Here is a 26,374-nt window from a genome sequence, read left to right on the forward strand (position 1 = left end):
GTACGGTTGTGAGCGTGGTGACAACGGGGTTGAGACGCGTCGAGTACTCGGAGTCCACGAGGCAGGCGCTCGTGGACAACGCGGTGGAGCTGTTCACCAAGCGCGGCTACGCGGGCACGTCCCTCGACGAGGTCACCAAGCGCGCCAGGGTCACCAAGGGCGCGCTCTACCACCACTTCAGCGGCAAGCAGGGCCTGTTCGAGGCCGCTTTCGACGCCGTGGAGAACAAGTTCATGAGCCGCCTGTCGGCGATCGTCTCCGCCCCCGGCGACCCGTGGGAGACCGCGATCGAGGGCCTGCGCTCCTACGTCCGGGTCTGCCTGGAGCCCTCCTACCAGCGCATCGTGATCCACGAGGCCCCGGTCGTGATGGGCTGGGAGCGCTGGCGCGAGGCCGAGGAGCACTTCAGCTACGGCCTGCTGCGCACCGCCATCGAACTGCTCGTCGAGTCCGGCGAGATCGAGGACATGCCGGTCGAGACCACCAGCAGGCTGCTGTTCGGCGCGCTGTCCGCGGGCGCCAGCACGATCGCGGCGGCGTCGGACCCGAAGAAGGCCAGCGCCGAGGTCGAACGGACCATCGTGCGCGTCGTCGAGGGGCTGCGGGTGCGCGACGGCGTGCCCCCGGTGGCTCCGCCGCGGAGCCGGTCCCGGTCGCGGAGGCACTAGTTCGCTCGGCGTACTAGTTTTGACCAGGTGGAACTCCGGATCTTCACCGAGCCCCAGCAAGGGGCCACCTACGACGACCTGCTGCGCATCGCGCGGACCGCGGAGGACGCCGGGTACGACGCGTTCTTCCGGTCGGACCACTACCTGCGGATGGGCGACACCGACGGTCTGCCCGGCCCCACCGACGCGTGGATCACGCTCGCCGGTCTGGCCCGTGAGACCTCCCGCATCCGGCTCGGCACGCTGATGACGGCCGCCACCTTCCGCCACCCCGGACCGCTCGCCATCGGCGTCGCCCAGGTGGACGCGATGTCCGGCGGGCGGGTCGAGTTCGGCTTCGGCGCGGGCTGGTACGAGGACGAGCACTCCGCCTACGGCATCCCGTTCCCGCCGGTCGGCGAGCGCTTCGACCGCTACGCCGAGCAGCTGGAGATCATCACCGGCCTGCTGGGCACACCCGCGGGGGAGACCTTCTCCTTCGCGGGCAAGCACTACCGGCTCACCGACTCGCCCGCCCTGCCCAAGCCGGTGCAGTCGCCCGTGCCGGTGCTGATCGGCGGTGTCGGCGCGAAGCGCACCCCCGCGCTGGCCGCCCGGTTCGCGAGCGAGTTCAACCTGCCGTTCCAGGACTTCGACACGGCGAACCGGCAGTTCGGCCGGGTCGCCGAGGCGTGCGCCGCGATCGGCCGCGACCAGGCGGAGATCACCCGGTCCGTCGCGCTGGTCACCTGCGTCGGCCGTGACGACGCCGAGATCGCCCGCCGGGCCGCGAAGATCGGCCGCGGGGTCGACGAACTGCGCGCGAACGGTGTCGCGGGCACCCCCGCCGAGGTCGTCGACCGGCTGTCGCGGTGGCGGGAGCGGACCGGCGTCACCCGGATCTACCTCCAGGTCCTCGACATCGCGGACCTCGACCAGGTCGAACTCGTCGCCGCGGAGGTCGCGTCCCAGCTGGCCTGAACGCCCTTTGAGGTTTTTCGAAGGTCCCGCCGATAGCTTCGGTCCCGCGGCTGTCGACGGAATCTTGGGGGAATGCGGTGGCGAAGGCGCGCACGCTCGGCTCGACCCTGCTGGGGCTCACCGCCCTGGTGGTGCTCTCCTCGCCGCCCGGCACGGCGGCCGCGGTCCCGGACGACCCTCCGGTGCCGCGCGCCGTCGAGGGCTTCGCCCGCGCCGCCGACGGGACCGTGATCCACACCTACGACACCGGGGCGGGCTGGTCGCAGTGGGCGCCCGTCGGCGACCAGAGGATCCTCGGCACGCCGAGCTGGGTCCACGAGCGCGTCCATCCCACCGAGGTCTTCGGCCGCGACACCGGGGGCAGGCTGGTCCACACCGCCCGCGGCGTCGCGGGGTGGTCGGACTGGGAGGTGCTGGGCGACGCGCGGCTAGCGGGCGACCCGGTGGCCGTGCACCAGCCGAACACCGGGATCACCGAGGTGTTCGCGCGCGGCGAGGACGGCTCGCTGCTGCACACCGACGACTACTCGGGCCACTGGAAGCCGTTGACGGCGGTCGGCGACATCCGGATCGTCGGCTCGCCGATCCCGGAGAACGACGCGCGCACCCAGGTCACCGAGATCACCGCGGACACCGTCGACGGCAGGCTGCTGCGGGTGATCGACGTGTCCGCCGGGTGGGACCTCTGGTCGGTGTCCTAGCCCGTCAGTTGCCCGCGCTCTCGTACCGGCGCAGCCCGCGCGAGAACGTCACCAGCGCGACCGCCACGCAGTACGCGGCGACCAGCGGGGTGAGCAGCCCCAGCCACGGGGACGTGCCCGTGCCGAGCAGGAACCCCAGCGGGAACGTGGTGATGAAGGCGAACGGCACCACGAGCCCCAGCGTGGCCTTGAGGGCCGTCGGGAAGATCGTCAGCGGGTAGCGGGCCAGTTCGCCGACCTGGTGGACCGCCATGGCGAACAGCGGGCTCGGACCGGCCAGCCAGAACGAGATCGAGTTGCTCGCCAGGTTGACCGCGACCTTGATCACGACGGCGGAGGCGAACAGCACCAGCGCCAGCAGGACCAGGCCGGCCGACCACCCGACGTCCAGGTGCGCCAGCGCCGCGGCCAGCATGGTGCCGCCGGTCACGATGTTCGTCAGCCCGTTGACGCCGATCTCGGAGCTGGTCACCTGGAGCACCACCGGGTACGGCCGCACCAGCGCGTAGTCCAGGGAGCCCTGGTTGATGGCCTCCGCCAGCCGCCAGGTGCCCTCGAAGAAGAACGAGCCGACCCCCTCGGCGATCGCCATCAGCGCGAACATCGCCACCACGGCCCAGAACGACCAGCCGCGCAGGGTGGGGATCCTGGCGAAGACGGCGGAGAGGAACACCAGGTTCACCACCTGGATCAGCACGGTCGCGACCGCCATGATCCAGAAGTCGGACTGGTACTCGAGCAGCGCCCTCAGGTGCACCCCGAGGAAGCGGAAGTAGAGCCTGACCACCCGTGCCACGTCAGCCCCCGTTCACGGTCAGTTGCCGGACAGCGGTGCGCCACAACAGCTTCGCGCCGAACCACAGCAGCACCACCCAGCCGAACTGGACGGCCACCAGCACCGCCGCCTGCGCGCCGGTGGCCCGTCCGACGAGGATCAGCCCCGGCGTGGAGGTCATCCCGGCGAACGGCGACCACTCGGCCACCGTCGCCAGCCAGCCGGGCAGGTAGGCCAGCGGCACCAGCGCGCCGGAGAACAGGTTGACGATCGCGATCCGCGCCCACTGCACGCCCACGTAGTTCTGCGTCCAGAACGACGCCAGGCCGCACAGGTACACGACGAGGAACTTCAACGGGATCAGCAGCAGCATGCTGGTGGCGAACAGCGCCAGCTCCGCGCCTTCCGGCCACGTCGGCGCTCCGGCGACCAGCACCGTGACGGCGCCGACGAGGAGCACCACCAGCACCTCGATCCACACCCCGCCGAGCACCTCGGCGAACCGGGCCTCCTGGTAGCGCACGGGTTTGACGAGGTCGAGCGCCACCAGCCCGCTGCGGATCCGGAAGGCCATCCGGAAGTCCGCGAACAGCCCGACCAGCGCGCCGGAGGCGAAGGCCACCAGCAGGTAGCCGCGCATCTGCGGCCAGGTGAAGCCGGTGTCGGCGGTGCCGTCGGCCAGCAGCACCTTCCACACCGCCAGCAGCGCGACGAACTGGAACAGCACGCCGAACAGCGCGAACGCGAACTCCAGCCGGTAGGTCAGCGCGTTCTTCGCCGACATCCGCGCCAGCGCCCGGTACGCCCTCACGGCGCGGTCACGACGGCGTCGGACCCGCCCGTGCCGGACTCCGCCGAGTCCGATTCCGCCGTGCCGGGTTCTCCGGGTGCCAGGCGCAGCTCGCCCGAGTACACCCGGCGGATCACGTCCTCGATGCCCGGCTCGTCGATGCGGAAGTCGACCACGGTGGCGATCCCGTTCACCGCGGCGACGACCTGGCCCGCGGTGATCGCGAAGCGGTCGAAGCGGATCGAGTGCCACAACAGGGACTCGCCCGCCGCGACCACCGCCCCCGGCAGCACCGCCCGCACCAGGTCGGGGTCGACGTGGGTCTCGGTGTGCACGTGCAGGATGCGGTCGCGGGCGAACTCGTCCTTCACCGCCTCCAGGTCGCCGTCGAAGACGATCCGACCCTCGTCGATGATCACCAGCCGTCGGCAGAAGCCCTCGATGTCGGCCAGGTCGTGGCTGGTGAGCATCACCGTGGTGCCGTCGTCGCGCAGCTCCCGGAAGAACTCCCGCACCCGGTCCTTCACCGACAGGTCCAGCCCGATCGTCGGCTCGTCGAGGTAGACGACCTCCGGCCCGTGCACCAGCGCGGCGGCCAGGTCGGCGCGCATCCGCTGCCCCAGCGACAGCTTGCGGCCCGTCACCGCCATCAGGTCGTCGAGCCCCAGCACCTCGTCGAACCGCCGCAGCCGCTTCCGGTACGTGCCCTCGTCCACGCCGTACAGGTCGCGCAGCACCGCCAGCGAGTCGGCGACCGGCAGGTCCCACCAGAGCTGGGTGCGCTGCCCGAACAGCACGCCGATCCGGTGCGCCACGGCCATCCGGTCGTGCTGCGGCACCAGGCCGCCGATGCGCACCTCGCCCGAGGTGGGTTCGAGGATGCCGCTGAGCAGCTTCACCGTCGTCGACTTGCCCGCGCCGTTCGGGCCGACGTAGGCCACGGCCTCGCCCGCCTCGATGGACAGGTCGACGTGGTCGACCGCCACCTTCTCGACGTACCGCCTGGTGACCAGGTGCCGCAGCGATCCGGCCAGTCCGGGCGGCTTGTCCGGCCGCCGGAACACCTTCGTCAGTTGTCGTGCCTCGATCAGAGCCATGGTTTCCCCCACCCGCCAGGCGGTCGAGTGTGTCCACGGCGCCGGAGCGCGTCAAACGATTATGCGGTACGTGGGAGCGCTCTCAACGGAGCTGACCGGCCACATCGGACGCAGCCGTCAGCAGCACCAGGACGGGCACGGTCGCGGTGGGGCACAGGCGATAGCTGCCGCGCTTGTCCTGCTCCACCACACCGGAGGACGTGAGGGACTTGAGGTGGTGGTAGAGCTGGCCGGTCGACCCCAGCCCGGCGGCCTCCTGCAGCGCCGCCCCCGGCTGGGGCCCGTCCACGAGCAGCGACCTGACGATGTTGACGCGCACCGGGTGCGCCAGCGCGGCGAGCACCTCGATCGGCGCCCGCTCGGGCAGCGCCAGCACGCGCTCGGGCGACACGTCGATCTGCCAGCGCACGTCGCCGCCGCCGATCGTCACCTGGCCGTGGTAGCCGACGGTGCCGCCCCCGTCACCGCCCGGAGGCACGTCGGCGGTCGCCCGGTCGTCGCCTTCGAGCGCGGCGACGCGCTCCTCCAACTCGGCCAGCTTCCGCGCCACGTCCATCGTGGTCATGCTACGAGGGTCGCCCGCAGATCTCGCAGCGAAGCCGGGTCCAGCAGGGGACCGAGCACGAGGTCGGCCAGCTCACCGGCCTTTGTGGACAGCGACTCGTCGACCTCCTCGGCCAGCAGCACGCCCGTGCCGATCCGCCCGTCCTCCCACCGCACGGTGTACGCCATCGTGAGCACGCCGGGCAGCGAGCCGCCCTTGAACCCGATGGCCTTCACGCCCTTGGGCAGCGGGCCGGGGAAGGCGCGTTCCAGGTGGGTGCGCGCCTGCGGGAACCGCCCGCCCGCGACGGACCGGTGGAGGCGGTGCAGGCCCGCCGCGGAGCCGTGCCACGTCTGCCGCGCCCACGGCCTCTGGCCGTCGTAGGTGGCCGGGATGTCCGGGAACCGGCCGATGATCTCCAGTTGCAGCCGGGGGTCGTGCAGCGCCTGGGCGGCGAGCAGGTCGCCGACGCGCTTGCGCTGGGACGGGTCGGCGGGCGCCCGGTCGGGCAGGATCAGCATGAGCACCTCGCCCGCGATGGACCGGGTGTCCACGCCCGGCCAGCCGCAGCTCAGCGCCGCCGCCCGCAGGGACGCGTCGCCGACGCGGGTTCGCACGAAGTCCGCGGCCGCGTTGTCGCTGTGCAGGACGGCCACCTTGGCGAGGTCGTCCAGGCTCACCAGGCGGTCGGGGTCGTCGGCGGTGACGCCGTTGGCGGAGGCGATCCCCAGGTCCGCCATCGACGCCTGGTGCGCGCCGCCGTCGAGCCCGTAGTAGTACTTCTCCCAGTCGCCGACGCGCACCTGCTCGTCGGGCCGCACGCGCCCCTGCCCGACGGCGAGCGCGTACCCCGCCGCGTGCACGGCCTTGACCGCCGACGCCAGCGGTTGCTCCTGGTGCGGGCGGTGGCTCAGCCGCCCGCCGCGGCCGTCGTCGATCACGGCTCCGACGTGCCCCCGGTTGGCGGCGAGCCACCCTTCCCACCCGTTCGGCTCTGCCGCCGCCCGCCCGGTACCGATCAACATCGAGGCACCGGCCACCCCCGCGGCGGTGAGCACCTGTCGTCGGTTCAAGAGCACGACAATTCCCCCTCTGGTAGTCCGTAATTACGGAATACTAGAGGAACGGAGTCGGCTTGTCAGCCCGTCCGCACCGCGAAGGTGATGCCCGCGGCGTTCGGCCCACCGCGCGGCAGCACGCGGTCGGACAGCGGCAGGCTCCCGTCGACGGCCGCCAGGACCGCGTCGCGGGCCATCGGCAGCACCTCCGCGACCGTCACGTCCCGATCCAGCTCCCGCGACAGGGAAGCCACACCGGCATCCCTGATGCCGCAGGGGATGATGTCGTCGAAAGCGCCGAGGTCGGCGTTGCAGTTGATCTCGAAACCGTGCATCGTCACGCCCCGCTGCACGCGGATGCCGATCGCGGCGATCTTGCGCTCCGGACCGCGGTCGTCGGCCGCCAGCCACACGCCGCTGCGCCCGTCGACCCGCCCCGTCGGCACGCCCAGCTGGTCGCACACGTGGATCAGCGCCTGCTCCAGCCTGCGCACGTACTGCACGACGTCCATCGGCTCGGTGAGCTCCATGATCGGGTAGCCGACGAGCTGGCCGGGACCGTGCCAGGTGATCTTCCCGCCGCGGTCGACGTCGATGACCGGGATGGTGCTCTTCACCGGCCGGTCGGCCTCTTCGGTGCGCCGTCCGCAGGTGTAGACGGAGGTGTGCTCCAGCAGCAGGAGGGTGTCGCCCGCGGTGCCGTCCGCGCGGGCGTTGGCGAGGTCGCGTTGCAGGTCCCAGGCGGCCATGTAGTCGATGGTGCCCAGCTCACGCACGTCGAAGGGGTCGCTCGAGGTGCGGCAGGAGACGTCAGGTCCGGTCACGGTTCGACATTACTCCCGGCCCCACGAGCCCGAGGGCGAGACCGGAGAGCAGCCCGACGCCCACCACGGCGGTCACGGCCCCGGCGGTGTCGGTGAACCAGTGCATCCGCAGCACGACCCGGCTCACCGCGGTCAGCGCCACCGCCGTCACGGCCAGCGCCGCGACCACCCGCACCCACCGCCGGGCCAGCCACGCGCACGCCACCACCGACGTGAACGCCAGCGCCGTCACCGCCGTGACGTGCCCGCTGGGGTAGCTCCACTTCGGGAAGTCGATCGGCCGCACCCGCCGGTAGGCGTACCGGACCAGCACCGTGCACCAGCACAGCCCGAGCAGCACGCCGATCCGGAACAGCAGGAAGTCCTTGGCCAGCCACGACCTCACGGCCACCCCGAGCAGCACGATGGTCGCGAGACCGGGGCTGAGGACGAAGCTGATCCACTCGGCCACGTAGGTCAGCGGACGGGTGTGCAGCGGGTCGAAGGCGTTGAACCGGACGTCGAGCGCCGGCACCTCGTCGCGCACGAACACGCCGAGAGCCGTCGACACGCCGACGAGCAGGACGCCGACCAGGAGGACGACGGCCCGGCTCAACCGTTCACCGCTGCCGACACCGCCGCTCCGAGAGCGGGGTGCAGGAACTGGAACCCGTTGCGCTCCAACACCTTCGGCACGGCGCGCTGGCCGACGAGGATGCCCTCCTCGGCCACCTCGCCGAGCGCGGCCTTGAGCACGAAGCCGGGCACGACCCACGGCGTCGGCCGGTGCAGCACGTGACCGACGGTCCTGGTGAACTCGGCGTTCGTCACCGGGCTCGGCGCCGTCAGGTTGATCGGGCCGACGACCTTGTCGTTCTCCACGGCGAAGCGGATCGCGGAGGTGGCGTCGTCCAGGGAGATCCACGGCATGTACTGGGTGCCGTCGCCGAGCCTGCCGCCCAGGAAGAACGCGAACAGCGGCTTGATCCGGCCGAACAGCCCACCGGCCTGCGCGATCACCAGCCCGGTGCGCAGCTTCACCACCCGCACCCCGTCCGCCTGGTCGGCGTGCGCGGTGGCCGCCTCCCACTCGCGGCACAGGTCCGCCAGGAAGCCGCTGCCGGAACCGCGGGTCTCGTCGACCACGTCGTCGCCGGTGTCGCCGTAGAAGCCGATCGCCGACGCGTTCACCAGCGTCGGCACGCCGTGCTCGACGACCGCGGCGGCCAGCACCTCGGTCGGCACGTTGCGGCTGTCGCGGAGCACCTGCTTGCGGGCATCGTTCCACCGCTTGTCCGCCACACCCGCGCCGCACAGGTTCACGACCGCGTCGACGCCGTCGAGCGCGCCCGCGTCGATCCGGCCCGCGGGCGGATCCCAGCCGCGCTCATCGGGCGCGGCTGGCCTGCGCCGCACCAGCCGGAGCACCTCGTGCCCCTCACCGCGCAGCGACGCCACCAGACTGGTTCCGATCATCCCGGACGAACCGGCGATCACGACGCGCATGGGTTGATCGTCTCCCAATGGTGGGGTTCGTGCACAGCAGGAGGACATGCGGACCCAAAAGGGACACGGGTGGGGACAAGGCGGAGCCCCCCGGCGCGGACCGCGCCGAGGGGCTCGCCCGAGTCGCCCTACAGGCCGAGATCGGCCTCGAACGCGCCCTCTTCCAGGCGGTTCTTGATGGTGGTGAGGAAACGACCGGCGTCCGCGCCGTCGACCAGGCGGTGGTCGTAGGTCAGCGCCAGGTACGCCATCGAGCGGATGGAGATGTTGTCGTCGCCGTTCTCGTCGGTGACGACGACGGGGCGCTTCTTGACCACGCCGACGCCCAGGATGCCGACCTGCGGCTGCTGGATGATCGGGGTGTCGAAGAGCGCGCCGTTGCTGCCCAGGTTCGTCAGCGAGAAGGTGCCGCCGGACAGCTCGTCCGGGGTGACCTTGTTCGCACGGGTCCGGGCGGCGAGGTCGGCGATGTTGTGCGCCAGACCGGCCAGGTTGAGGTCACCGGCGTTGTGGATGACCGCGTTGAGCAGGCCGCGCTCGGTGTCCACCGCGATGCCCAGGTGCTCGGCGCCGTAGTAGGTGACCTGCTTGGCCTCCTCGTCGATCGAGGCGTTCAGCTTCGGGTGCTGCTTGAGCGCCTCGACGGTGGCCTTGGCGAAGAACGGCAGGAACGTGAGCTTGACGCCCTCGCGCTGCTCGAACGCCGCCTTGGCGCGGTTGCGCAACCGGGCGATCTTGGTCACGTCGACCTCGAACACCTGGGTGAGCTGCGCCGACATCTGCAGCGACTCGCGGGTGCGCTGCGCCACGATCTGGCGCAGGCGCGGCAGCTTCTGCGTGCTGCCCCGCAGTCCGCTGGTGTCCGCGGCGGCCGGGGCCGCGGCGCGGGCGGGAGCGGCGGCGGCCGGAGCCGGGGCGGCGGGCGCGGGAGCCGGGGCCTTCTTGGCCTCGACCGCGGCCAGCACGTCCTGCTTGCGGATGCGGCCGCCGACACCGGTGCCGGTCAGCGAGTTCAGGTCGATGCCGTTCTCCGACGCCAGCTTGCGCACCAGCGGCGTGACGTACGGGGTGCCGTTGGACGACTCCTCGGACGCGGCCGGAGCCGGTGCCGACGGCTGGGCCGGGGCGGACTTGGGAGCCTCCTGCTTGGGGGCTTCCTGCTGCTTCGGCGCTTCCTGCTTCGGGGGCTCCTGCTTGGGAGCCTCCTGCTTCGGCGCCTCGGGCGCCGGGGCGGGAGCCGGTGCCGACGACGGCGCCGGGGAACCGGACCCGATCACGGCGAGCTGACCGCCGACCTCGACGGTGGAGTCCTCGGCCGCGGTGATCTCCAGCACGGTGCCGGCCACGGGGGAGGGGATCTCGGTGTCGACCTTGTCGGTGGACACCTCCAGCAGCGGCTCGTCGACCTCGATCGAGTCACCGACCTGCTTGAGCCAGCGGGTGACGGTGCCCTCGGTCACGCTCTCGCCGAGCGCGGGCATGACGACCGGGGTGCCCTCGCCGGAACCGCCCGACGACGCGGGAGCCTCCTGCTCGGGGGCTTCCTCCTGCTTCGGGGCCTCGGCCTCGGGCTCGGACGCCTGCTCGGGCTCGGGCTCCGGCTGGGCTTCCTCGGAGGGCGTCGCGGTGGGCGTGGTCTGCTCACCGGCACCGTCGCCGATCACCGCCAGCTCGGCGCCGACCTCGACGGTCTCGTCCTCCTGGGCGACGATCTTCTGCAGGACCCCGGCCGCGGGCGAAGGGATCTCGGTGTCGACCTTGTCGGTCGAGACCTCCAGCAACGGCTCGTCGACCTCGACCCGGTCACCCTCCTGCTTCAACCAGCGGGTGACCGTGCCCTCGGTGACGCTCTCGCCGAGTGCGGGCATTTGGACGGAGAAGGCCATCGTTCGCTGACTCCTCGTGCTTGAGTTGCAGGTTCGGCTGACTTGTTTGCGACGGTCAGCCGTGCACGTGCAGCGGCTTGCCGGCCAGGGCGAGGAATGCCTCGCCGAGGGCTTCTGTCTGGGTCGGGTGGGCGTGGATCAGCGGAGCCACGTCCTCCGGGAAAGCCTCCCAGCTGTAGATCAGCTGGGCCTCACCGATCAGTTCGCCGACGCGCTCACCCACCAGGGTGATGCCGACGACCGGACCGTCGGGCGCCCTCACGAGCTTGACGCCGCCCGCGGTCTTGAGGATCTGGCTCTTGCCGTTGCCCGCCAGGTCGTAGACGAAGGTCTCGACCGTGCCGTACTTCTCCTTGGCCGCAGCCTCGGAGAGACCGACCGAGGCGACCTCGGGCTTGCAGTACGTGACGCGGGGGATGCCGGCCTCGTCGATGACCTTCGGGTTCTGCCCCGCGATCTCCTCGGCGACGAAGATGCCCTGCTGGAAGCCGCGGTGCGCGAGCTGCAGGCCGGGCACGATGTCGCCGACGGCGTACACGTTCGGCAGGTTGGTGCGGAGGCGGTCGTCGGTGGTGACGAACCCGCGGTCGGTGGCGACCCCGGCCTCCTCGTAGCCGTGGCCCGCGCTGTTCGGGCCGCGTCCCACGGCCACCAGCAGCAGGTCGGCCTCGAGGACGTCGCCGGACTCCAGCGACACCGACACGCCCTTGTCGTTCTGGGTGGCGCCGGTGAACCGGACGCCGGTCTTGAACTTGATGCCGCGCTTGCGGAAAGCGCGCTCCAGCTGCTTCGAGGCGTACTCGTCCTCGACCGGGACCAGTCGCGGCAGCGCCTCGACGATGGTCACCTCGGCGCCGAACGAGCGCCACACGCTGGCGAACTCCACGCCGATGACGCCGCCGCCCAGGACGACGACCTTCTCCGGGATGAAGTCCAGGTTCAGCGCCTGGTCGCTGGTGATGATCCGGCCGCCGATCTCCAGACCGGGGAGGCTCTTGGCGTAGGAACCGGTGGCGAGGACCACGTTCTTACCGGTGTAGCGGTCGCCGTTCACCACGACGGTGTTCGGGCCGACGAACGTGCCCGCACCCTCGACGAGCGTGACCTTGTTGGCCTTCACCAAACCTTGCAAACCCTTGTAGAGCTTGCTGACCACGCCGTCCTTGTACGAGTTCACGCCCGCGATGTCGATGCCCTCGAGCGAGCTCTTGATACCGAACTGGTCGCCCTCGCGGACGTTGTCCGCGACCTCGGCCGCGTGCAGCAGGGCCTTGGTCGGGATGCAGCCGCGGTGCAGGCAGGTCCCCCCGAGCTTGTCCTTCTCGACCAGGACGACGGACAGACCGAACTCGGCCGCGCGGAACGCGCAGGCGTAGCCGCCTGAGCCGCCACCGAGGATCACAAGGTCGGCGGAGGTGTCGGTCACTTCGAACTCCTCGACGGTTTCATCTTCACCTATGTGCGTGCCTTGCATTCGCGCGGGTGCGCGCGGGTACTCAAGTCATCTTGTCACCTGCTCGGAGCAAGCGGCCACGGGGCCTCGATCGGGTGTCCCCTTGGGACGACTTGCCACCTGCTTCACAGCCCGGCCGGCACCATGGTCGCCACAGGTCTCCTAGGAGGTGGCCCCGTGGGGCTCTTGGATCGTTTCCGCAGGAAGCCGAAGCCCGGCGTGCTGCGCGGTGCTTCGTCGACCGACACCGGGCACCTGGAGGAGTGGGCGGCCGCGCGGCACGGCGTCGAGGCTTTCGTCGAGCCGAAGACGACCGTGACGGAAACCACCGTGGTGCTCGTCGCGCACGACGGCGAGTGGACCCGTCGCCGAATCGACGGGGAGGACGGCGCGCGCAAGTTCGCCCGCAAGCTCGGCATGCCCATCTACGACGCGGGCATCGTCGGCTACCCGCAACGCATGCGCGACTACACGGCCCGCCAGAAGCTCAGGCCCGACAACCGCTGACCACGCGGAAGCCCCCGGCGCAACCACGCCGGGGGCTCCCGCGAGTCGAACGCTCAGACACCCCGTGTCGAACGCTCAGGCACCCCGAGTCCTACATCCGGGCATCCTGAGCCCCTCGCTCAACCGTTCGCGGCGATGTCCGCGAGCACGGCGGCCAGGGTGCGGACCGGCACGCCGGTGCTGCCCTTGGTGGTGTAGCCCGACGGTCCGCCGGAGTGCCAGGACGGGCCCGCGATGTCGATGTGCGCCCACTGGACGCCCTCGGCGACGAACTCGCTCAGGAAGATCCCCGCGGCGAGCATGCCGCCCCAGCGGTGGCCCATCACGTTGGCCAGGTCGGCCAGCCGGGAGTCGAGGTCGGCGCGCAGCTCCTCGGGCAGCGGCATCGCCCACGCGTTCTCGCCGACCGCGCGGCCCGCGGCGGCGACCCGGTCGCGGAACTCGTCCGAGCCCATGACGCCCGCAGTCTTCTTGCCCAGCGCCACGATGGCCGCGCCGGTGAGCGTGGACGTCTCGATCAGGTAGTCCGGCTCGTCCTCGCAGGCGCGCGCGATCGCGTCGGACAGGACCAGCCTGCCCTCGGCGTCGGTGTTGAGCACCTCGACGGTCTTGCCGCCGTACATGGTGAGGACGTCGCCGGGCCGGTAGGCCGAGCCCGAGGGCATGTTCTCCGCCATCGGCACCCAGGCCTCGATGGCCAGCGGGTACTTGAGCTTCGCGGCGAGCACCATCGTGGCCACGATCGCCGCGGCGCCGCCCATGTCGGAGGTCATCTCGTCCATGCCCGCGGCGGGCTTGATCGAGATGCCGCCGGTGTCGAACGTGATGCCCTTGCCGACCAGCGCGACCTTCTTGGTGGCCTTCGGCCCGACGTAGGACAGGTGCACCAGGCGCGGCGGACGGGACGAACCCATGCCGACGCCGAGGATGCCGCCGTAGCCCGCCTTGCGCAGCGCCTTCTCGTCGAGCACCTCGACCTCGAGGCCCGCGGCCTTGCCGAGCGCCGCCGCGCGCTCCGCGAACGAGGCCGGGAACAGGTCGTTCGGCGGGGTGTTGACCAGGTCGCGGGTGGTGGTCACGGCCTCCGCGATGGCGGTGGACGCCTTGAGCGCGGCGCGGTGGTCCTTGGGGCTGCCCGCGGCGGGGGCGACGAGGTCGAGCCTGCCGACCGGGCCGTCGCCGGCCTCGGACTTGTAGTCGGTGAACGCGTACCCGCCGAGCAGCGTGCCCTCGACGGTGGCGCCGATGTGCACGGCTGACAACGTCGTCACGGCGCGCTTGCGGCCCGCGAGGGCGCGCGCGGCGGCACCTGCGGCGCGGCGGACCTGCTCCTCGGTGATCGACCCGTCGGCGCCGGGCTTGCCGAGGCCGACCGCGATCAGCAGCGGGGCGGTCAGCTTGCCGAGCGTCGGCAGCTTGACGACCTCCTCGGCCCTGCCCTTGGCGCCGAGGGTGTCGAGGATCGCGACCAGCCCCCCGTCGAACGCCGCGTCCACGGCGGCGCCGCCGTCGGCCAGCGCGAGGCCGTCCGGACCCTGCACCGTCCCCACCACCACGACGTCGGCGGGCAAGGTGGTCAGGTCACTGTCAGTAAGCGCCAGCTTCGGCCCTGTCACGTAGTGCTCCTTGGCGATTCCTCCCGGCACTTCTGCGCTGTGCGGCGGGAACGAGGGTGGATCCTGATGGATGCTAAAGGTCTGCGGACGTCCACTGTCGACGGCACCGTCGATTGCGCGGAGTAACAATTAACACGATCGGGGGACCGCCGTCTGAGGGTTCCCGCCCAGCCGAGCAATCTGGGAGTGTGTAGCGGTGACGCGATCGCCCCATGGCCGCTCGGCGGTGTCGGGAGCCGTGGTCCTCGGGCTCACCTCCACGATCGGCGCCGGCGTGTTCCTCGGCCTTGCCCCGGCGGCCTCGATCTCCGGCCGGTGGTTCGTCCCGGCCGCCGCCATCGCCGCGCTCGCCGCCCTGTGCAGCGCTTTCTCCACCGCGGACCAGGCGCGCGGCCACCCGCACGCGGGCGGTGGTTACGGCTACATCCGCGCCCAGCTCGGCCCGTGGCCCGCCCGGATGGGCGCGAGCGCCTACCTGCTCGGCCGCGCGGGCGTCGCCGCCGCGGTGGCCGGCATGGCCGCGACCTACGCCTTCCCGGAGAACCGGATGCTCGTCGCGCTGCTCGTGCTGGCCTGCGGGGGAGTGCTCAGCGCCACAGGTGTGCGCTTGGGCACCGGCGCGCTCCGGGTGGCGGCCGCCGTGGTGGTCGTAGTGCTCGTGCTCGTCGTCGCGGTCTGCTTCGGCGTCGCACCGCCCCCGGCGCCCGCCGTGCTGCCCGGCTCGGACGACTTCACCGCCTTCATGGGCGCGGCCGCCGTCCTGTTCGTCGCGTTCACCGGCTTCGAACGCGTCACCGCCCCCTTCCGCGACGACCCGGTGCACTCCGTCCGCACCCAGCGGTGGGCGGTCCCGCTGCTCCTCGCGCTCGTCCTCGGCCTCACCCTCGCGGTCGCCGCGGCCGTCCGGTACCAGCTCGGCGCCGCCCGGCTCGCCCTGTCGCCCGCCCCGCTGCGCGACGCCCTGCTCGCCGCGGACGGCGGCTGGCTGGTGCCGCTGGTCCAGCTCGGCGCCCTGGTCGCCGCGCTCTCCGTGCTCACCTCGGTCTTCGCGGGTTCGCGGCGCGCGCTCGGCGCGATGGCCGCGGCGGGAGACGTGCCGGGGCGGCTCGCGCCCGTGCGCGGCGGTCGTGAACCGTGGCAGGTCGACGTGCTGGCGGGCGTGGCGGCCTCGATCGTGCTGCTGCTCGCTCCACCGGCGACGGCCCTGGCGATCGGCGCGTGCGGCACGCTGTTCTACTACGCGTTCACGAACGCGTCGGCGCGCCTGCTGCTCCAGGAGGAGCGCACGTGGCCGATGCGCACGGCGTGCTTCGGGCTCGGGCTGTCGGTGCTGCTGGCGATGAGCAGCCCGGTCGACGCGCTCGTGACCACGTTCGCCACGATGGCGATCGGCACCGTCCTGCTGGGACTGTGCGCCCGCATCGCCGCTCGTAGGCGTGCGGCGGCCGCGTTGGTCCCGCCGCGGGAAAGTCGGACGTCCGATTCTCGGGATGGCGATTTTCTCCTGCGGGACTAGGCACTATCGTCTAACCATGACGACAGCGCTGCCTTTCACCGTGACCTCCCACCCGCATCCGGCGACCCCGGAACGCGTAGCGGAGGTACTGGCGAAGCCCGGTTTCGGACAGCACTTCACCGACCACATGGTGATGATCCGCTGGGACCGCGCACAGGGCTGGCACGCGCCGTCGGTCGAGCCCTACCACTCGTTGGAGCTCGATCCGGCCTCGATGGTGCTGCACTACGGCCAGGCGATCTTCGAGGGCCTCAAGGCGTACCGCCGCTCCGACGGCTCGATCGCGTCCTTCCGCCCCGAGGCGAACGCGGCCCGCTTCCGCCTCTCCGCGAACCGGATCGCGATGCCGGAACTCCCCGACGAGCTGTTCCTCGAGTCCATCCGCCAGCTCGTCTCCATCGACGAGCGCTGGGTGTCCTCGGCGGCCGAGGAGTCCCTCTACCTGCGGCCCTTCATGATCTCCAGCGAGGTCGGCCTCGGGGTCCGCCCGGCCGGCGAGTACCTCTACGTGCTGATCGCGTCCCCGGCGGGCATGTACTTCCCCGGCGGCGTGAAGCCGGTGAGCGTGTGGCTGTCCACCGAGTACGTCCGGGCGGCTCCCGGCGGCACCGGCGCGGCGAAGTTCGCGGGCAACTACGCGGCCTCCCTGGTCGCGCAGGCGCAGGCCGCCGAGAAGGGCTGCGACCAGGTCGTGTGGCTCGACGCGGTGGAGCGCCGGTGGGTCGAGGAGATGGGCGGGATGAACCTGTTCTTCGTCCTCGGCTCCGGTTCGGACGCCCGCGTCGTGACGCCGGAGCTGAGCGGCGCGCTGCTGCCCGGCATCACCCGCGACTCGCTGCTGCGGATGGCGGCCGACCTCGGCTACGCGGTCGAGGAGCGGCGGATCTCCACCGAGGAGTGGGAGAAGAAGGCCGAGTCGGGCGAGCTGACCGAGGTGTTCGCCTGCGGCACCGCCGCGGTCATCACCCCCGTCGGCCACGTGAAGCACGGCGAGGGCGAGTTCAGCGTCTCCGGCGGCGAGACCGGCGAGGTGACCAAGCGGCTGCGCGAGCGGCTGACCGGTCTGCAGCACGGTTCCGTCGAGGACACCCACGGCTGGATGACCAGGCTCGTCTGACCGGGTGAGGGCCCCTGCGCGGGGCCCTCACCCCAGCGTGCAGCCGACCAGCACGGTGAGCACGGCCAGTTCGCAGGCCGCGCCCAGCACGTCACCGGTGATGCCGCCGAACCGCCTGCGCGTGTGCCTGACCAGCAGCAGCACCAGGCCGAGCGCCGCCGCGACCGCGATCGGCCCGTGCGGCACGACCAGCGCGCTCGCGCCGGCCAGCACGATCCACCAGAGCGCGACGACGACCCACGACTGGCTGCCCGCGACCAGCGCGCCGAGGCCTTCCGGGCGTGCGGCGGGAACACCGCGCAGGCAGCACACCGCGAACGCCGCCCGCCCGGTCGCCAGCGCCACCACGACCGCGCCCCACGGCACCGCGCCGAACGCCGACGCCTGCGCGCCGAGCACGACCACGAGCGTCACGACTCCGAACGGGCCCGCGCCGCCGTCCTTCATCACGGCCAGCGCGCGCTCCGGTGGCCCGTAGCAGCCCAGCCCGTCCGCGGTGTCCGCCAGCCCGTCGAGGTGCATGCCCCTGGTGGCCAGCGCGAGCAGCCCCACGGCCAGCAGCCCCGCCAGCATCGGCGGGGCGCCCGACCAGGCGAGACCGAACAGGAACGCGGCGGTGACGGCGCCCAGCAGGGCGCCCACCAGCGGCGCCAGCGTGATCGCCTGGCGCGCCGTGCGCGCGTCGACGACACCGGACCGCACCGGCAGCACCGTGAGCCAGGACAGCGCGAGCCGGACGCCGTCCACCCCGCTACCCCTTGTCCGTGATGCCCGCGCTGTCGAACGTGGCCATCTCGGCGAGCACCTTCGTGGCCATCATCACCAGCGGCAGCGCGGCCACCGCGCCGGTGCCCTCGCCGAGCCGCATGTCGAACTCCAGCAGCGGTTCCAGGCTCAGGTGGCCCAGCGCCAGCGCGTGCGCGGGCTCGGCCGACAGGTGCCCGGCCTTCCACCACTCGCGCGCGCCCGGCGCCAGCTCCTCCGCGACGACCGCCGCCGCGCCGACCACGACGCCGTCCAGCAGGACCGGCGTGCGGCGCACGGCGGCCTGGCCGAGGAAACCGACCATGGCCGCGATGTCCGCGCCGCCCGCGGTCGCCAGCAGCGCCACCGGGTCGCCGATCACCTTGCGGGCCCGGCGCAGCGCGTCGCGGATGGCGGCCGTCTTGCGCATCCAGCCCGCGTCGTCGATGCCCGTGCCGCGGCCGACCACGCTCACCGGCTCCGACCCGGTGAGCGACGCGATCAACACCGCCGCCGGGGTCGTGTTACCGATGCCCATGTCCCCGGCGATCAGCAGGTCCGCGCCGCCGTCGACCTCCTCGTCGGCGATCCGCATCCCCGCGGTGATCGCCGCGATGGCCTCCTCGCGGGTCAGCGCGTCCTCGCGGTTGATCGACCCGGAGCTCCGGCGCACCTTGAACGTGCTCACCACGTCCGGGGTGTCGCCGTCGACGGCCATGTCGACCACCCGCACCGTCGCGCCCGCGACCGTGGACAGCACGTTCACCGCCGCGCCGCCGGTGAGGAAGTTCGCCACCATCTGGGCGGTGACCTCGGTGGGGTAGGCGGACACGCCGTGCCTGGCGATCCCGTGGTCGCCCGCGAACACCACGACCCTCGGCCGGGTGAACGGCCGCGGCGGGCAGACGCCCTGGCACGACGACACCCACGCGGCGACGCCCTCCAGCTTCCCGAGCGCCCCCACCGGCTTCGTCAGGGTGTCCAGGCGGGCGAGCGCCTGCAGCAGCACCTGTTCGGCGGGCGGTTCCACGGGCGGGAACGTGAAGTCCGCGTCCTCGTCCTCGCTGGTGCTCACGGCCCAGTACCTCCGGCTTCGCGCAGTGTCAGTGGAATCCCGGCGACGAGCAGCAGCACCTCGTCGCACATCTCGGCCAGCCGCGCGTTGAGCCGACCGAGGTGATCACGGAAGAGCCTGCCAGAGCGGGTGGACGGCACCACGCCTAGCCCGACCTCGGCGGACACCACGACCAGTCGGCCCCGGAATCCGCGCACCGCGTCGACCAGCTCCCCGCACGCCCGCTCGACCGCGTCGGTGTCGTCGTCCTCCCACGCGCCCGCGTCGTCGAGGACGTTGACCAGCCAGGTCGACAGGTCGTCCACGAGCAGCGGGGGACCGGCGTCGTCCTCCAGCAGCGCGGCCAGGTCCTGGGTCTCCACAGTGGTCCAGCTGTCCGGTCTGCGTTCGACGTGCAGGGCGATGCGCCGGTCCCAGTCGGCGTCGCCGTCGTAGCGGCGGGCCGTGGCCACGTAGGTCACCGCCGGGTCCGTGAGCAGGCCCTCGGCATGCGCCGACTTGCCCGAGCGGGCGCCGCCGAGCACGAGTGTCCGACGCGTCACACCCGACTCCGTTCCTGGATCGCATAGCCTGACCTGGCACGTTACCCGGAGGACATCGCGAGGAGGCCGTTGTGGACTACCGGTGGCGCTACCAGGACGAGCAGGGGCGCGAGGTCGACGGTCCCGATGAGACGTTCGCCGACCAGGCCGACGCCGAGGACTGGTTCAGCGCGCAGTGGCAGGAGCTGGCCGACGCGGGCGTGGCGCAGGTGACGCTGCTGCGCAGCGAGGCCGAGGTGTACGGCCCGATGTCGTTGGCGTCGGCCGAGTAGGTCCCGGAGCGGAAGGCCCCGCCGATGTCGGCGAGGCCTTCCGGGGGATCACGCGACGACGGTGAGGCGCGGGTCCGTCTGGACCACGCCCTCCAGCACCTTGTCGATCTTCTCCAGCACCTCGGCGTCGAGCTTCACGCCTGCCGCCTTGACGTTCTCGTGGACCTGCTCCGGTCGGGACGCGCCGATGATCGCGCTGGCCACGTTCGGGTTCTGCAGGACCCAGGCGACGGCCAGCTGCGCCATCGTCAGCCCGGTCTCCTCGGCGATCGGCTTGAGCTCCTGGACCTTGGTCAGCACCTCGTCGCGCATGAGGCCCGCGATCATCTTCGAGCCGCGCTCGTCGGTGGCGCGGGAACCCGCGGGCACCTCGCCGCCGGGCAGGTACTTGCCCGTCAGCACGCCCTGCGCGATGGGGGACCAGACGATCTGGCTGAGGCCCTCGCGCTCCGAGGCGGGGACGACCTGGGGCTCGATGACCCGCCACAGCATCGAGTACTGCGGCTGGTTGGAGATGAACGGCACGTTCAGCTCACGGGCCAGCGCGGCACCGCGGGTGATCTGCTCGGCGTTCCACTCGGAGACGCCGATGTAGAGGGCCTTGCCCTGGCGGACCAGTTCGGAGAACGCGAGCATCGTCTCCTCCAGCGGCACGGTCCGGTCGAACCGGTGCGCCTGGTAGAGGTCGACGTAGTCGGTCTGCAGGCGCTTGAGCGAGGCGTTCGCCGACTCGAGGATGTGCTTGCGCCCCAAGCCCTTGTCGTTGGGCCCGCCGGGACCCGTCGGCCAGAAGACCTTGGTGAAGATCTCCACGCTCTCGCGCCGTTCCCCGGCGAGCGCGCGCCCGAGCACCGACTCCGCCTTGGTGTTGGCGTAGACGTCGGCGGTGTCGAACGTGGTGATGCCGGCGTCCAGCGCCGCGCGCACGCACGCCTGCGCCTGCTCCTCCTCCACCTGCGAGCCGTGGGTGAGCCAGTTGCCGTACGAGATCTCGCTGATGTTCAAGCCGCTGCGGCCGAGACGTCGGAACTCCATGCGCCCCAGCCTAGACCGGCCTCGTTCGTCTTGCTAAGAACCTACTTGATGGTGTCACCCGGCGAGACGCGCGGCTTCGGCACCCGCAGCCTGCGCAGCTGGCTGGCGCGGATGAACGAGTACCAGCCGATCGACAGGCCGCGGATCGGCTCCGTCGGGAACTTCGCGCGCACCTTCTTCGTGACGATCCGGCCGAGCACGATGCCCTCGAGGACCATCGCCAGCAGCATGAACGTCGTCACCAGCGTGGCGTACTGCTGCACGATCACCAGCGGGGTCAGCAGCGCGGCGAACACCACGATCGCCAGCGGCATGAACAGGCCCATGAGGTTGCGGCGCGCGTCGACCAGGTCGCGGATGTAGGCCTTGACCGGTCCGCGGTCGCGCGGCAGCAGGTACTTCTCGTCGCCCGCCAGCATCTTCGCCCGGCGGTCGGCCGAGGCGGCGCGGCGGTCCTCCTTGGTCAGCTTGCTCTTGTTCCCGCGCGCCCGCTTCAGGGCCTCGCGCTGGGTGCGGGGCGGCGGCGGGACCGGGCCGGACCGCCTGCCCTGCGCCTCGCGGCGCTTCGGCGTGGGACGCCCCTTGCCCGGTGTGCGGCTCTTGTCCGGGTCGTCGGTGACCACCTCCGGGACGGTGTCGTCGACGGCGGTGGCGGACTCATCGGAGCTGCGGCGCAGGAACCTCACCCGACAAGGGTATGACAATGCCTTCGGTACCCTCCGCGAGGTGCGCGTACTGGTGGCTCCGGACTGCTTCGGCGGGACGCTGACGGCGGGGGAGGCCGCCGCGGCCATCGCCCGCGGTTGGCGCGACACCGCCCCCGACGACGACCTGCTCCTCCGCCCGCTCGCCGACGGCGGGCCCGGCTTCGTGGACGTCCTGCACGCCGCCCTGGGCGGTGAACTGCACGTCGTCGAGGTCACCGGCCCGCTCGGCGCCCCCGTCACGGCCCGCTGGCTCGAGCACGACGGCACCGCCTACATCGAGTCCGCCGAGGCCTGCGGCCTGCACCTCGTGCCCGCCGACCAGCGCGCCGAGTGGTGCGAACGCGCGACGACCCGCGGTGTGGGCGAGTTGGTGCTCGCCGCCTCGGGAGCCCACACGATCGTCGTCGGCCTCGGCGGTTCGGGCACCACCGACGGCGGCGAAGGGCTGCTGTCCGTGGTCGACGCTGTGACGGCCGAGCTCGTCGCCGCCTCGGACGTCGAGAACCCGCTGCTCGGCCCGCACGGCGCCGCGGCCACGTTCGGCCCGCAGAAGGGCGCCTCGCCAGAGGCCGTCGCCAGGCTGGAAGCCCGGCTGGAGGGGATGGACCGGCTCCGCCCCGTCCGGGACCTGCCCGGCGCCGGTGCCGCGGGCGGCCTGGGAGCCGCCCTGCTCGCCCTCGGCGCCACCGTCACCTCGGGTGCGGGCCTGGTCAGGGAGCTGACCGGCCTGGACGACGCGCTCGCCGTCGCCGACCTCGCCATCACCGGCGAGGGCAGCTTCGACTGGCAGTCGCTGCGCGGGAAGCTCGTGACCGTCGTCGCCTCCGGAGCCGCGTCCCGCGGCATCCCCTGCCTGGTGCTCGCAGGCCAGGTGAGCGTCGGCCAGCGGGAGGCCGGTTCAGCAGGCATAACGGGCTCCTACGCCGTCGCCGACCACGTCGGTTCCGTCGAAGCGGCCATGGCCGACCCCGCGGGCACCCTCGCGCAACTGGCGGTCCGCGTGGCGGGACAGTGGTCACGCTGACGCCCGACTTGTCGGTGTCCTGTGCCACCATGGGTGGTGGAACAAAGCGGGTACCGCCCGTGTTGTGAGGGCTGACCGCCCGTTTCGACCTCCGAGGGAGAGCTATGACCACCGCTCAGGACGCAGCAGCCTCCACCGAAGCCGCCGCGCCGGCCACGGAAGCGCCCACGCACGGCGTGACGCTCACCGACCAGGCGGCCGCGAAGGCCAAGGCGCTGCTCGACCAGGAGGGCCGCGACGACATGCACCTCCGCATCGCCGTCCAGCCCGGTGGTTGCGCGGGCCTGCGCTACCAGCTGTTCTTCGACGAGCGCAGCCTCGACGGTGACGCGGTGCGCGACTTCGACGGCATGAAGGTCGCCGTCGACCGCATGAGCGCACCGTACGTCGAGGGTGCTGTCATCGACTTCGTCGACACCATCGAGAAGCAGGGCTTCACGATCGAGAACCCGAACGCGGGCGGCTCCTGCGCCTGCGGCGACTCGTTCCACTAGTCGTCTAACCGACAGGGCGGCCACCCACGGGGGTGGCCGCCCTGTCGCATGTCCGGGCTCGGTTTTCGGGTCCGTTTTCGGCTTGGTCGAGTGCCTGGGTCGAGTGCCAGGGTTGAGGGCTCGGTTCGGTTGCTTGTGATCGGCTGCTCGGCTGACGGACCCGATCCAGGGCTTTGTCGTGTGACACTCGGCCGTTCGCCGTCGTGTGACACCCGGCCGTTCGCCGAAGTCCGTCGAGGTCGGTTCAACCGCCCGCCGGACCCGGTCCGCGTGCCAGCCCACTTGCGGCACCCTGCTCAGCGGTCGTTCACTCGATCAGGTGCACCGATCCCTGGCAGCCGCTCAAGGCCCCGAAAATGTCGGACCCCGTCACTAACGTTGATCTCGGGGGGCCACCCGGTCGCCCTGGACGTCGTGCTCAACGATCAGTTCGGCACTGCGCGCAACACGGACGCGCTGACCCGCCTTGTGCCCTCATCCCACGCAAACTCGGCACCGCGCGCAACATGAGCAAGCTGATCGGCTCTGTTCGTCATCCTGGGCAACCCCGACGCCGCGCCGACCCCGATCTTCAAATCGGCTCCGCCGTCCTGGCCCTGATCGCGCTCGGCTCCTTTGTACCGGCGCGGCCGCCTCTTTCGCGCCTGACGTCAGACGCCGTAGTCGTCGATCCCGTCGACCCGGCGCGCCGTGGTGTCGTCGACCTCCCAGGACGCGGCGGCGCGAGGCGCGGGCAGCGGGCGCTCGGCGTGGGTGATCGAGCGGGGGATGTCCGCGCAGTCCTCGATCAGCTCGGTCATGGTGGAAGCCTCGGGGGTAGTCACCTCCCGACCGTATGACGAGCCGTCTGACCTGCGATAGCCCTACCAAACGGTAGTCTTCGCCCGCCATCTCCTCGGGTGACCCGAGTCGATCAGCCCGCTACCCCTGCCCGCGCCGCGATGCCGTCCAGCAGGCAGTCCAGGCCGAACTCGAACTGCTCGTCGTGGTCGAGGTCCTCCGCGTCGCGGATTCGCCGGTTGACCTCCGGGTAGTGCCCGCTGGCCACCACCTCCTCGATGTACGGCGACACGGCCGCGCGCCACTCCTCCTCCGTGAGCCCCGTGCGGCGGCGCGACTCCTGCTCGGCGAGCTCGTTGACCACCGCGCCCAGCACGTAGTTGCCGACGACGCCGAGCAGCCCGGACGCGCGGGTGATGTCCGCGCTCGCACCGCCCGCCGCCGTGAGCGCGAAATCGAGGTGCCGCAACGCGTTCGGCCCGATGGCGGGCCTGCTGGCGGCTTCGGCGGCGAGCCAGGGGTGCTTCCGCATCATCGTCCGCGAGGTGTGCGCGACGAACCGCAGGTCGATCCGCCACTGCCCGGACGGGCTCGTGGGCAGTTCGACCTCGCCGTACACCGCGTCGACCATGAGGTCGATCAAGTCGTCCTTGCCCGCCACGTGCCGGTACAGCGACGTGGTGCCCGACCCCAGTTCGGTCGCGATGCGCCGCATCGACAGCGCCCCGACCCCCTCCTGGTCGGCGATCCGGAGCGCCACCCCGACGATCCGGTCGATGCTCAACGAGGGGCGCTGCCGGTGGTTCTCCTGGCCGCGGCGGGTCCACACGACGTCGAACCTGTGGGGGCTTTCGGTGCTCACGCTGCTCCTGGTGGAAGTGGGGGTAGCGCACATGGTAGTCGAAAGCGTACGGTGTTCCCAGAACGGGCACACCGTTCCCAACTCGAAGGGGGAATCGCATGCGTGAGGTGGAGGTCCTGGTCGTGGGTGCCGGAACGGTGGGGTTGATGGCGGCGTTGTTCCTGGCCAGGCACGGGGTCCGCACGGCGGTGGTCGAACGACATCCGGGTCTTTCGCGCCATCCGCGGGCGTTCGCGGTGAACGGTCGCAGCGCCGAGCTGTTCCGCGAGGCGGAGGTCGAGTCCGCGCTGGTGGAGGCGTCGTCGCGGCTGTCGCGCAACCAGGGGGTGCTGGAGGTGGAGACGTTGGCCTCGGCCGACCACTCGGCCCCGGCTCGCGTCGGGGTCACGCCCGACCTGAGAACGGAAGCGGACCGGATCAGTCCGGCGCTCCTGGGCGCCTGCCCGCAGGACCTCATCGATCCCGTCCTGCTGTCGGCGGCGCGGGACCAGGGGGCGACCGTCCACTTCGGCGTCGAGCTGCGGTCCCTGCGCCAGGACGAGTCCGGTGTGGTCGCCGAGTTGCACGACAGGTCCGCGGACGAGCGCGAGGAGATCAGGGCCGAGTACCTGGTGGCGGCGGACGGTGCCGCCAGCACTGTCCGCACGCTGCTGGAGATCCCCACCGCCGGGCCCGGCGAGCTGGGTGGCCACATGATCAACGTGCTGTTCCGCGCCGACCTGACCGAGCTGGTCGGCGACCTCGGGTTCGCGATGTGCAAGATCGACAACCCGGTGTCGAGCGGCATCCTCATCCCGGTCGACAACGTGGACCGCTGGATCTTCCACATCCCGTACTCCACACGGGACCGCGTGACACCCGCCGACTTCCCGCACGACCGCTGTCGTGAACTGGTCGTCGCGGCCCTCGGGTCGTCCGATGTGGAGGTGGAGATCCTCGGAGTCCTGCCGTGGCAGTCCACCGCGCGCACCGCGACCAGGTTCACCGAGGGCCGCGTCCACCTCGTGGGGGACGCCGCGCACGTCGTCCCGCCGACCGGCGGCTTCGGCCTCAACACCGGCTTGGCCGACGCGCACAACCTCGCCTGGAAACTCGCGGCGGTCCTCCAGCACCGAGCGGGCCCTGCCCTGCTCGACACCTACGAGACCGAACGCCTCCCCATCGCCCGCTCGACCCTGGACCAGGCCGTGCTCCGCGGCCACTACCGCGAACTCCACTGGGACGTGAGCCCGGCCAGGGCCGAGGACCGCGCCGCCGTCGGCATGGAAGCCCTGCTCGTCACCACGTTCGGCTACCAGTACAACTCCACCGCGGTGCTCGACCCCAGACCGACCCCTCCGTCGACCGAACACGTCGAGCAGATCCTGGACGGCTCACCCGGCACCAGGGTGCCCCACGTCCGCTTGCGCAGGAACGGTCGGGAGATCTCTACCGTCGACCTGTCCGCCGGAACCTTCACCCTCTTCGCAAGCTCCGAAGCCACCTCGTGGTCAGCCGCCGCCAAAGCGGTCGCCACCGAAACCGACATCCCCATCCAGACCTGCGTCATCGGCCCGACCGGCGACACCGAGGACCCGGCCAACACCTGGCCCACCACCTCGGGCACCGGTTCCCACGGCGCCCTCCTGACCCGCCCCGACGGCTTCGTCGCCTGGCGCACCACCACATCCAGCCCAGCCCCGGAACACATCCTCAGAGAGGTCATCGACCACCTACTGGATCGCCGAGCACTGGCCGCGGTCACCTGAACACAGTCACCTGACCGCCGCTGGCCGCGGGTTCCGGCTCGGCTGGGGCCGGTGTTGGCGAGGGCTGGTAGGTGAGCGAGGGCAGCGCGGCACG

The 26,374-nt window shown here is 71.7% G+C and carries 28 protein-coding genes; 10 read left to right on the forward strand and 18 right to left on the reverse strand.

The window, feature by feature from the left end:
- Nucleotides 1-17 precede the first annotated feature (17 nt).
- The 3 genes from RM788_RS35765 to RM788_RS35775 all read left to right on the forward strand — a co-directional run bounded on the left by RM788_RS35765 (nt 18) and on the right by RM788_RS35775 (nt 2,329).
- Nucleotides 18-668 carry a TetR/AcrR family transcriptional regulator gene (locus RM788_RS35765; protein ID WP_315934840.1) on the forward strand — a complete coding sequence of 217 codons (651 nt, stop codon included), beginning with the start codon at nt 18-20 and terminating at the stop codon, nt 666-668.
- 27 nt (nt 669-695) lie between these two features.
- Nucleotides 696-1,628 carry an LLM class F420-dependent oxidoreductase gene (locus RM788_RS35770; protein WP_315923438.1) on the forward strand — a complete coding sequence of 311 codons (933 nt, stop codon included), beginning with the start codon at nt 696-698 and terminating at the stop codon, nt 1,626-1,628.
- Between the two features lie 77 nt (nt 1,629-1,705).
- Nucleotides 1,706-2,329: a DUF8189 domain-containing protein gene (locus RM788_RS35775; RefSeq protein ID WP_315923440.1), complete on the forward strand. Its 624-nt coding sequence runs from the start codon at nt 1,706-1,708 to the stop codon at nt 2,327-2,329.
- Between the two features lie 4 nt (nt 2,330-2,333).
- On the opposite strand, the gene RM788_RS35780 is transcribed toward RM788_RS35775, so the two are convergent.
- The 10 genes from RM788_RS35780 to lpdA form a co-directional block, all read right to left on the reverse strand.
- Nucleotides 2,334-3,125, reverse strand: a complete 792-nt coding sequence (locus RM788_RS35780) for an ABC transporter permease (protein WP_315923442.1) — start codon at nt 3,123-3,125, stop codon at nt 2,334-2,336.
- A 1-nt stretch (nt 3,126) separates the two neighbouring features.
- Nucleotides 3,127-3,915: an ABC transporter permease gene (locus RM788_RS35785; RefSeq protein ID WP_315923444.1), complete on the reverse strand. Its 789-nt coding sequence runs from the start codon at nt 3,913-3,915 to the stop codon at nt 3,127-3,129.
- Nucleotides 3,912-4,991 (reverse strand): ABC transporter ATP-binding protein, encoded by a 1,080-nt coding sequence (locus tag RM788_RS35790; RefSeq protein WP_315923446.1) that lies wholly within the window; start codon nt 4,989-4,991, stop codon nt 3,912-3,914. The genes RM788_RS35785 and RM788_RS35790 overlap by 4 nt, the downstream gene beginning before the upstream one ends.
- Nucleotides 4,992-5,073: 82 nt before the next feature.
- Nucleotides 5,074-5,556 (reverse strand): ArsR/SmtB family transcription factor, encoded by a 483-nt coding sequence (locus RM788_RS35795; RefSeq protein ID WP_315923448.1) that lies wholly within the window; start codon nt 5,554-5,556, stop codon nt 5,074-5,076.
- Nucleotides 5,553-6,614: a serine hydrolase gene (locus RM788_RS35800; protein ID WP_315923450.1), complete on the reverse strand. Its 1,062-nt coding sequence runs from the start codon at nt 6,612-6,614 to the stop codon at nt 5,553-5,555. Before RM788_RS35800 ends, RM788_RS35795 begins: the two co-directional genes overlap by 4 nt.
- Nucleotides 6,615-6,673: 59 nt before the next feature.
- On the reverse strand, nt 6,674-7,417 hold the full coding sequence (lipB, locus tag RM788_RS35805; RefSeq protein ID WP_315923452.1) for a lipoyl(octanoyl) transferase LipB: 744 nt from the start codon (nt 7,415-7,417) through the stop codon (nt 6,674-6,676).
- A complete protein-coding gene (locus RM788_RS35810; protein ID WP_315923455.1) occupies nt 7,404-8,012 on the reverse strand; it encodes a phosphatase PAP2 family protein in 609 nt (202 codons plus the stop codon). The genes lipB and RM788_RS35810 overlap by 14 nt, the downstream gene beginning before the upstream one ends.
- Nucleotides 8,009-8,902 (reverse strand): TIGR01777 family oxidoreductase, encoded by an 894-nt coding sequence (locus RM788_RS35815; RefSeq protein ID WP_315923457.1) that lies wholly within the window; start codon nt 8,900-8,902, stop codon nt 8,009-8,011. The genes RM788_RS35810 and RM788_RS35815 overlap by 4 nt, the downstream gene beginning before the upstream one ends.
- Before the next feature lie 128 nt (nt 8,903-9,030).
- Entirely contained in the window at nt 9,031-10,788 is a 1,758-nt protein-coding gene (sucB, locus tag RM788_RS35820) for a 2-oxoglutarate dehydrogenase, E2 component, dihydrolipoamide succinyltransferase (RefSeq protein WP_315923459.1), read from the reverse strand.
- A 55-nt stretch (nt 10,789-10,843) separates the two neighbouring features.
- On the reverse strand, nt 10,844-12,214 hold the full coding sequence (gene lpdA, locus RM788_RS35825) for a dihydrolipoyl dehydrogenase (protein WP_315923461.1): 1,371 nt from the start codon (nt 12,212-12,214) through the stop codon (nt 10,844-10,846).
- A gap of 204 nt (nt 12,215-12,418) precedes the next feature.
- Here lpdA and RM788_RS35830 point away from each other — a divergent pair, with 204 nt between their 5' ends.
- On the forward strand, nt 12,419-12,748 hold the full coding sequence (locus RM788_RS35830; RefSeq protein WP_315923463.1) for an oxidoreductase: 330 nt from the start codon (nt 12,419-12,421) through the stop codon (nt 12,746-12,748).
- Between the two features lie 119 nt (nt 12,749-12,867).
- Here RM788_RS35830 and RM788_RS35835 read toward each other — a convergent pair whose 3' ends face one another.
- Complete coding sequence (locus RM788_RS35835; protein WP_315923465.1) at nt 12,868-14,364, reverse strand: leucyl aminopeptidase; 1,497 nt, start codon at nt 14,362-14,364, stop codon at nt 12,868-12,870.
- A gap of 196 nt (nt 14,365-14,560) precedes the next feature.
- Between RM788_RS35835 and RM788_RS35840 the strand changes: the two genes are divergently transcribed.
- Nucleotides 14,561-15,880: an APC family permease gene (locus RM788_RS35840; RefSeq protein WP_315923467.1), complete on the forward strand. Its 1,320-nt coding sequence runs from the start codon at nt 14,561-14,563 to the stop codon at nt 15,878-15,880.
- 16 nt (nt 15,881-15,896) lie between these two features.
- Nucleotides 15,897-16,997, forward strand: coding sequence for a branched-chain amino acid aminotransferase (locus RM788_RS35845; protein WP_315923469.1), 1,101 nt, complete (start codon nt 15,897-15,899; stop codon nt 16,995-16,997).
- A gap of 27 nt (nt 16,998-17,024) precedes the next feature.
- Here RM788_RS35845 and cobS read toward each other — a convergent pair whose 3' ends face one another.
- From cobS to cobU, 3 genes are read right to left on the reverse strand one after another with little or no spacing between them, the layout of a single operon-like run.
- Nucleotides 17,025-17,744, reverse strand: a complete 720-nt coding sequence (gene cobS, locus RM788_RS35850; protein WP_315923471.1) for an adenosylcobinamide-GDP ribazoletransferase — start codon at nt 17,742-17,744, stop codon at nt 17,025-17,027.
- Nucleotides 17,745-17,748: 4 nt separating this feature from the next.
- Nucleotides 17,749-18,816, reverse strand: coding sequence for a nicotinate-nucleotide--dimethylbenzimidazole phosphoribosyltransferase (gene cobT / locus RM788_RS35855; protein ID WP_315923473.1), 1,068 nt, complete (start codon nt 18,814-18,816; stop codon nt 17,749-17,751).
- Entirely contained in the window at nt 18,813-19,358 is a 546-nt protein-coding gene (gene cobU, locus RM788_RS35860; RefSeq protein ID WP_315923475.1) for a bifunctional adenosylcobinamide kinase/adenosylcobinamide-phosphate guanylyltransferase, read from the reverse strand. Before cobU ends, cobT begins: the two co-directional genes overlap by 4 nt.
- A 71-nt stretch (nt 19,359-19,429) precedes the next feature.
- On the opposite strand from cobU, the gene RM788_RS35865 reads away from it, so the two are divergent.
- Nucleotides 19,430-19,630 (forward strand): hypothetical protein, encoded by a 201-nt coding sequence (locus tag RM788_RS35865; protein WP_315923477.1) that lies wholly within the window; start codon nt 19,430-19,432, stop codon nt 19,628-19,630.
- Nucleotides 19,631-19,678: 48 nt separating this feature from the next.
- Here the strand turns inward: RM788_RS35865 and RM788_RS35870 are convergent, their stop codons facing one another.
- Together RM788_RS35870 and RM788_RS35875 are read right to left on the reverse strand one after the other, a co-directional pair.
- The gene (locus RM788_RS35870; protein WP_315923479.1) at nt 19,679-20,665 is read right to left on the reverse strand and encodes an aldo/keto reductase family protein; all 987 of its coding nucleotides are present in this window, start codon (nt 20,663-20,665) and stop codon (nt 19,679-19,681) included.
- 41 nt (nt 20,666-20,706) lie between these two features.
- Nucleotides 20,707-21,351 carry a DUF3043 domain-containing protein gene (locus tag RM788_RS35875; RefSeq protein ID WP_315923481.1) on the reverse strand — a complete coding sequence of 215 codons (645 nt, stop codon included), beginning with the start codon at nt 21,349-21,351 and terminating at the stop codon, nt 20,707-20,709.
- A 40-nt stretch (nt 21,352-21,391) separates the two neighbouring features.
- Here RM788_RS35875 and RM788_RS35880 point away from each other — a divergent pair, with 40 nt between their 5' ends.
- On the forward strand, nt 21,392-22,396 hold the full coding sequence (locus tag RM788_RS35880; protein WP_315923483.1) for a glycerate kinase family protein: 1,005 nt from the start codon (nt 21,392-21,394) through the stop codon (nt 22,394-22,396).
- Nucleotides 22,397-22,500: 104 nt separating this feature from the next.
- Nucleotides 22,501-22,890 carry a HesB/IscA family protein gene (locus tag RM788_RS35885; protein WP_315923485.1) on the forward strand — a complete coding sequence of 130 codons (390 nt, stop codon included), beginning with the start codon at nt 22,501-22,503 and terminating at the stop codon, nt 22,888-22,890.
- 650 nt (nt 22,891-23,540) lie between these two features.
- Here RM788_RS35885 and RM788_RS35890 read toward each other — a convergent pair.
- Nucleotides 23,541-23,714: a hypothetical protein gene (locus tag RM788_RS35890; protein ID WP_315923487.1), complete on the reverse strand. Its 174-nt coding sequence runs from the start codon at nt 23,712-23,714 to the stop codon at nt 23,541-23,543.
- Between the two features lie 89 nt (nt 23,715-23,803).
- Nucleotides 23,804-24,532: a TetR/AcrR family transcriptional regulator gene (locus RM788_RS35895; protein ID WP_315923490.1), complete on the reverse strand. Its 729-nt coding sequence runs from the start codon at nt 24,530-24,532 to the stop codon at nt 23,804-23,806.
- 98 nt (nt 24,533-24,630) lie between these two features.
- Here RM788_RS35895 and RM788_RS35900 point away from each other — a divergent pair, with 98 nt between their 5' ends.
- Nucleotides 24,631-26,280 carry an FAD-dependent oxidoreductase gene (locus RM788_RS35900; RefSeq protein ID WP_315923492.1) on the forward strand — a complete coding sequence of 550 codons (1,650 nt, stop codon included), beginning with the start codon at nt 24,631-24,633 and terminating at the stop codon, nt 26,278-26,280.
- Nucleotides 26,281-26,374 lie beyond the last annotated feature (94 nt).

Origin of the sequence: Umezawaea sp. Da 62-37, assembly GCF_032460545.1 — a bacterium.
Taxonomy (GTDB): Bacteria; Actinomycetota; Actinomycetes; order Mycobacteriales; family Pseudonocardiaceae; genus Umezawaea.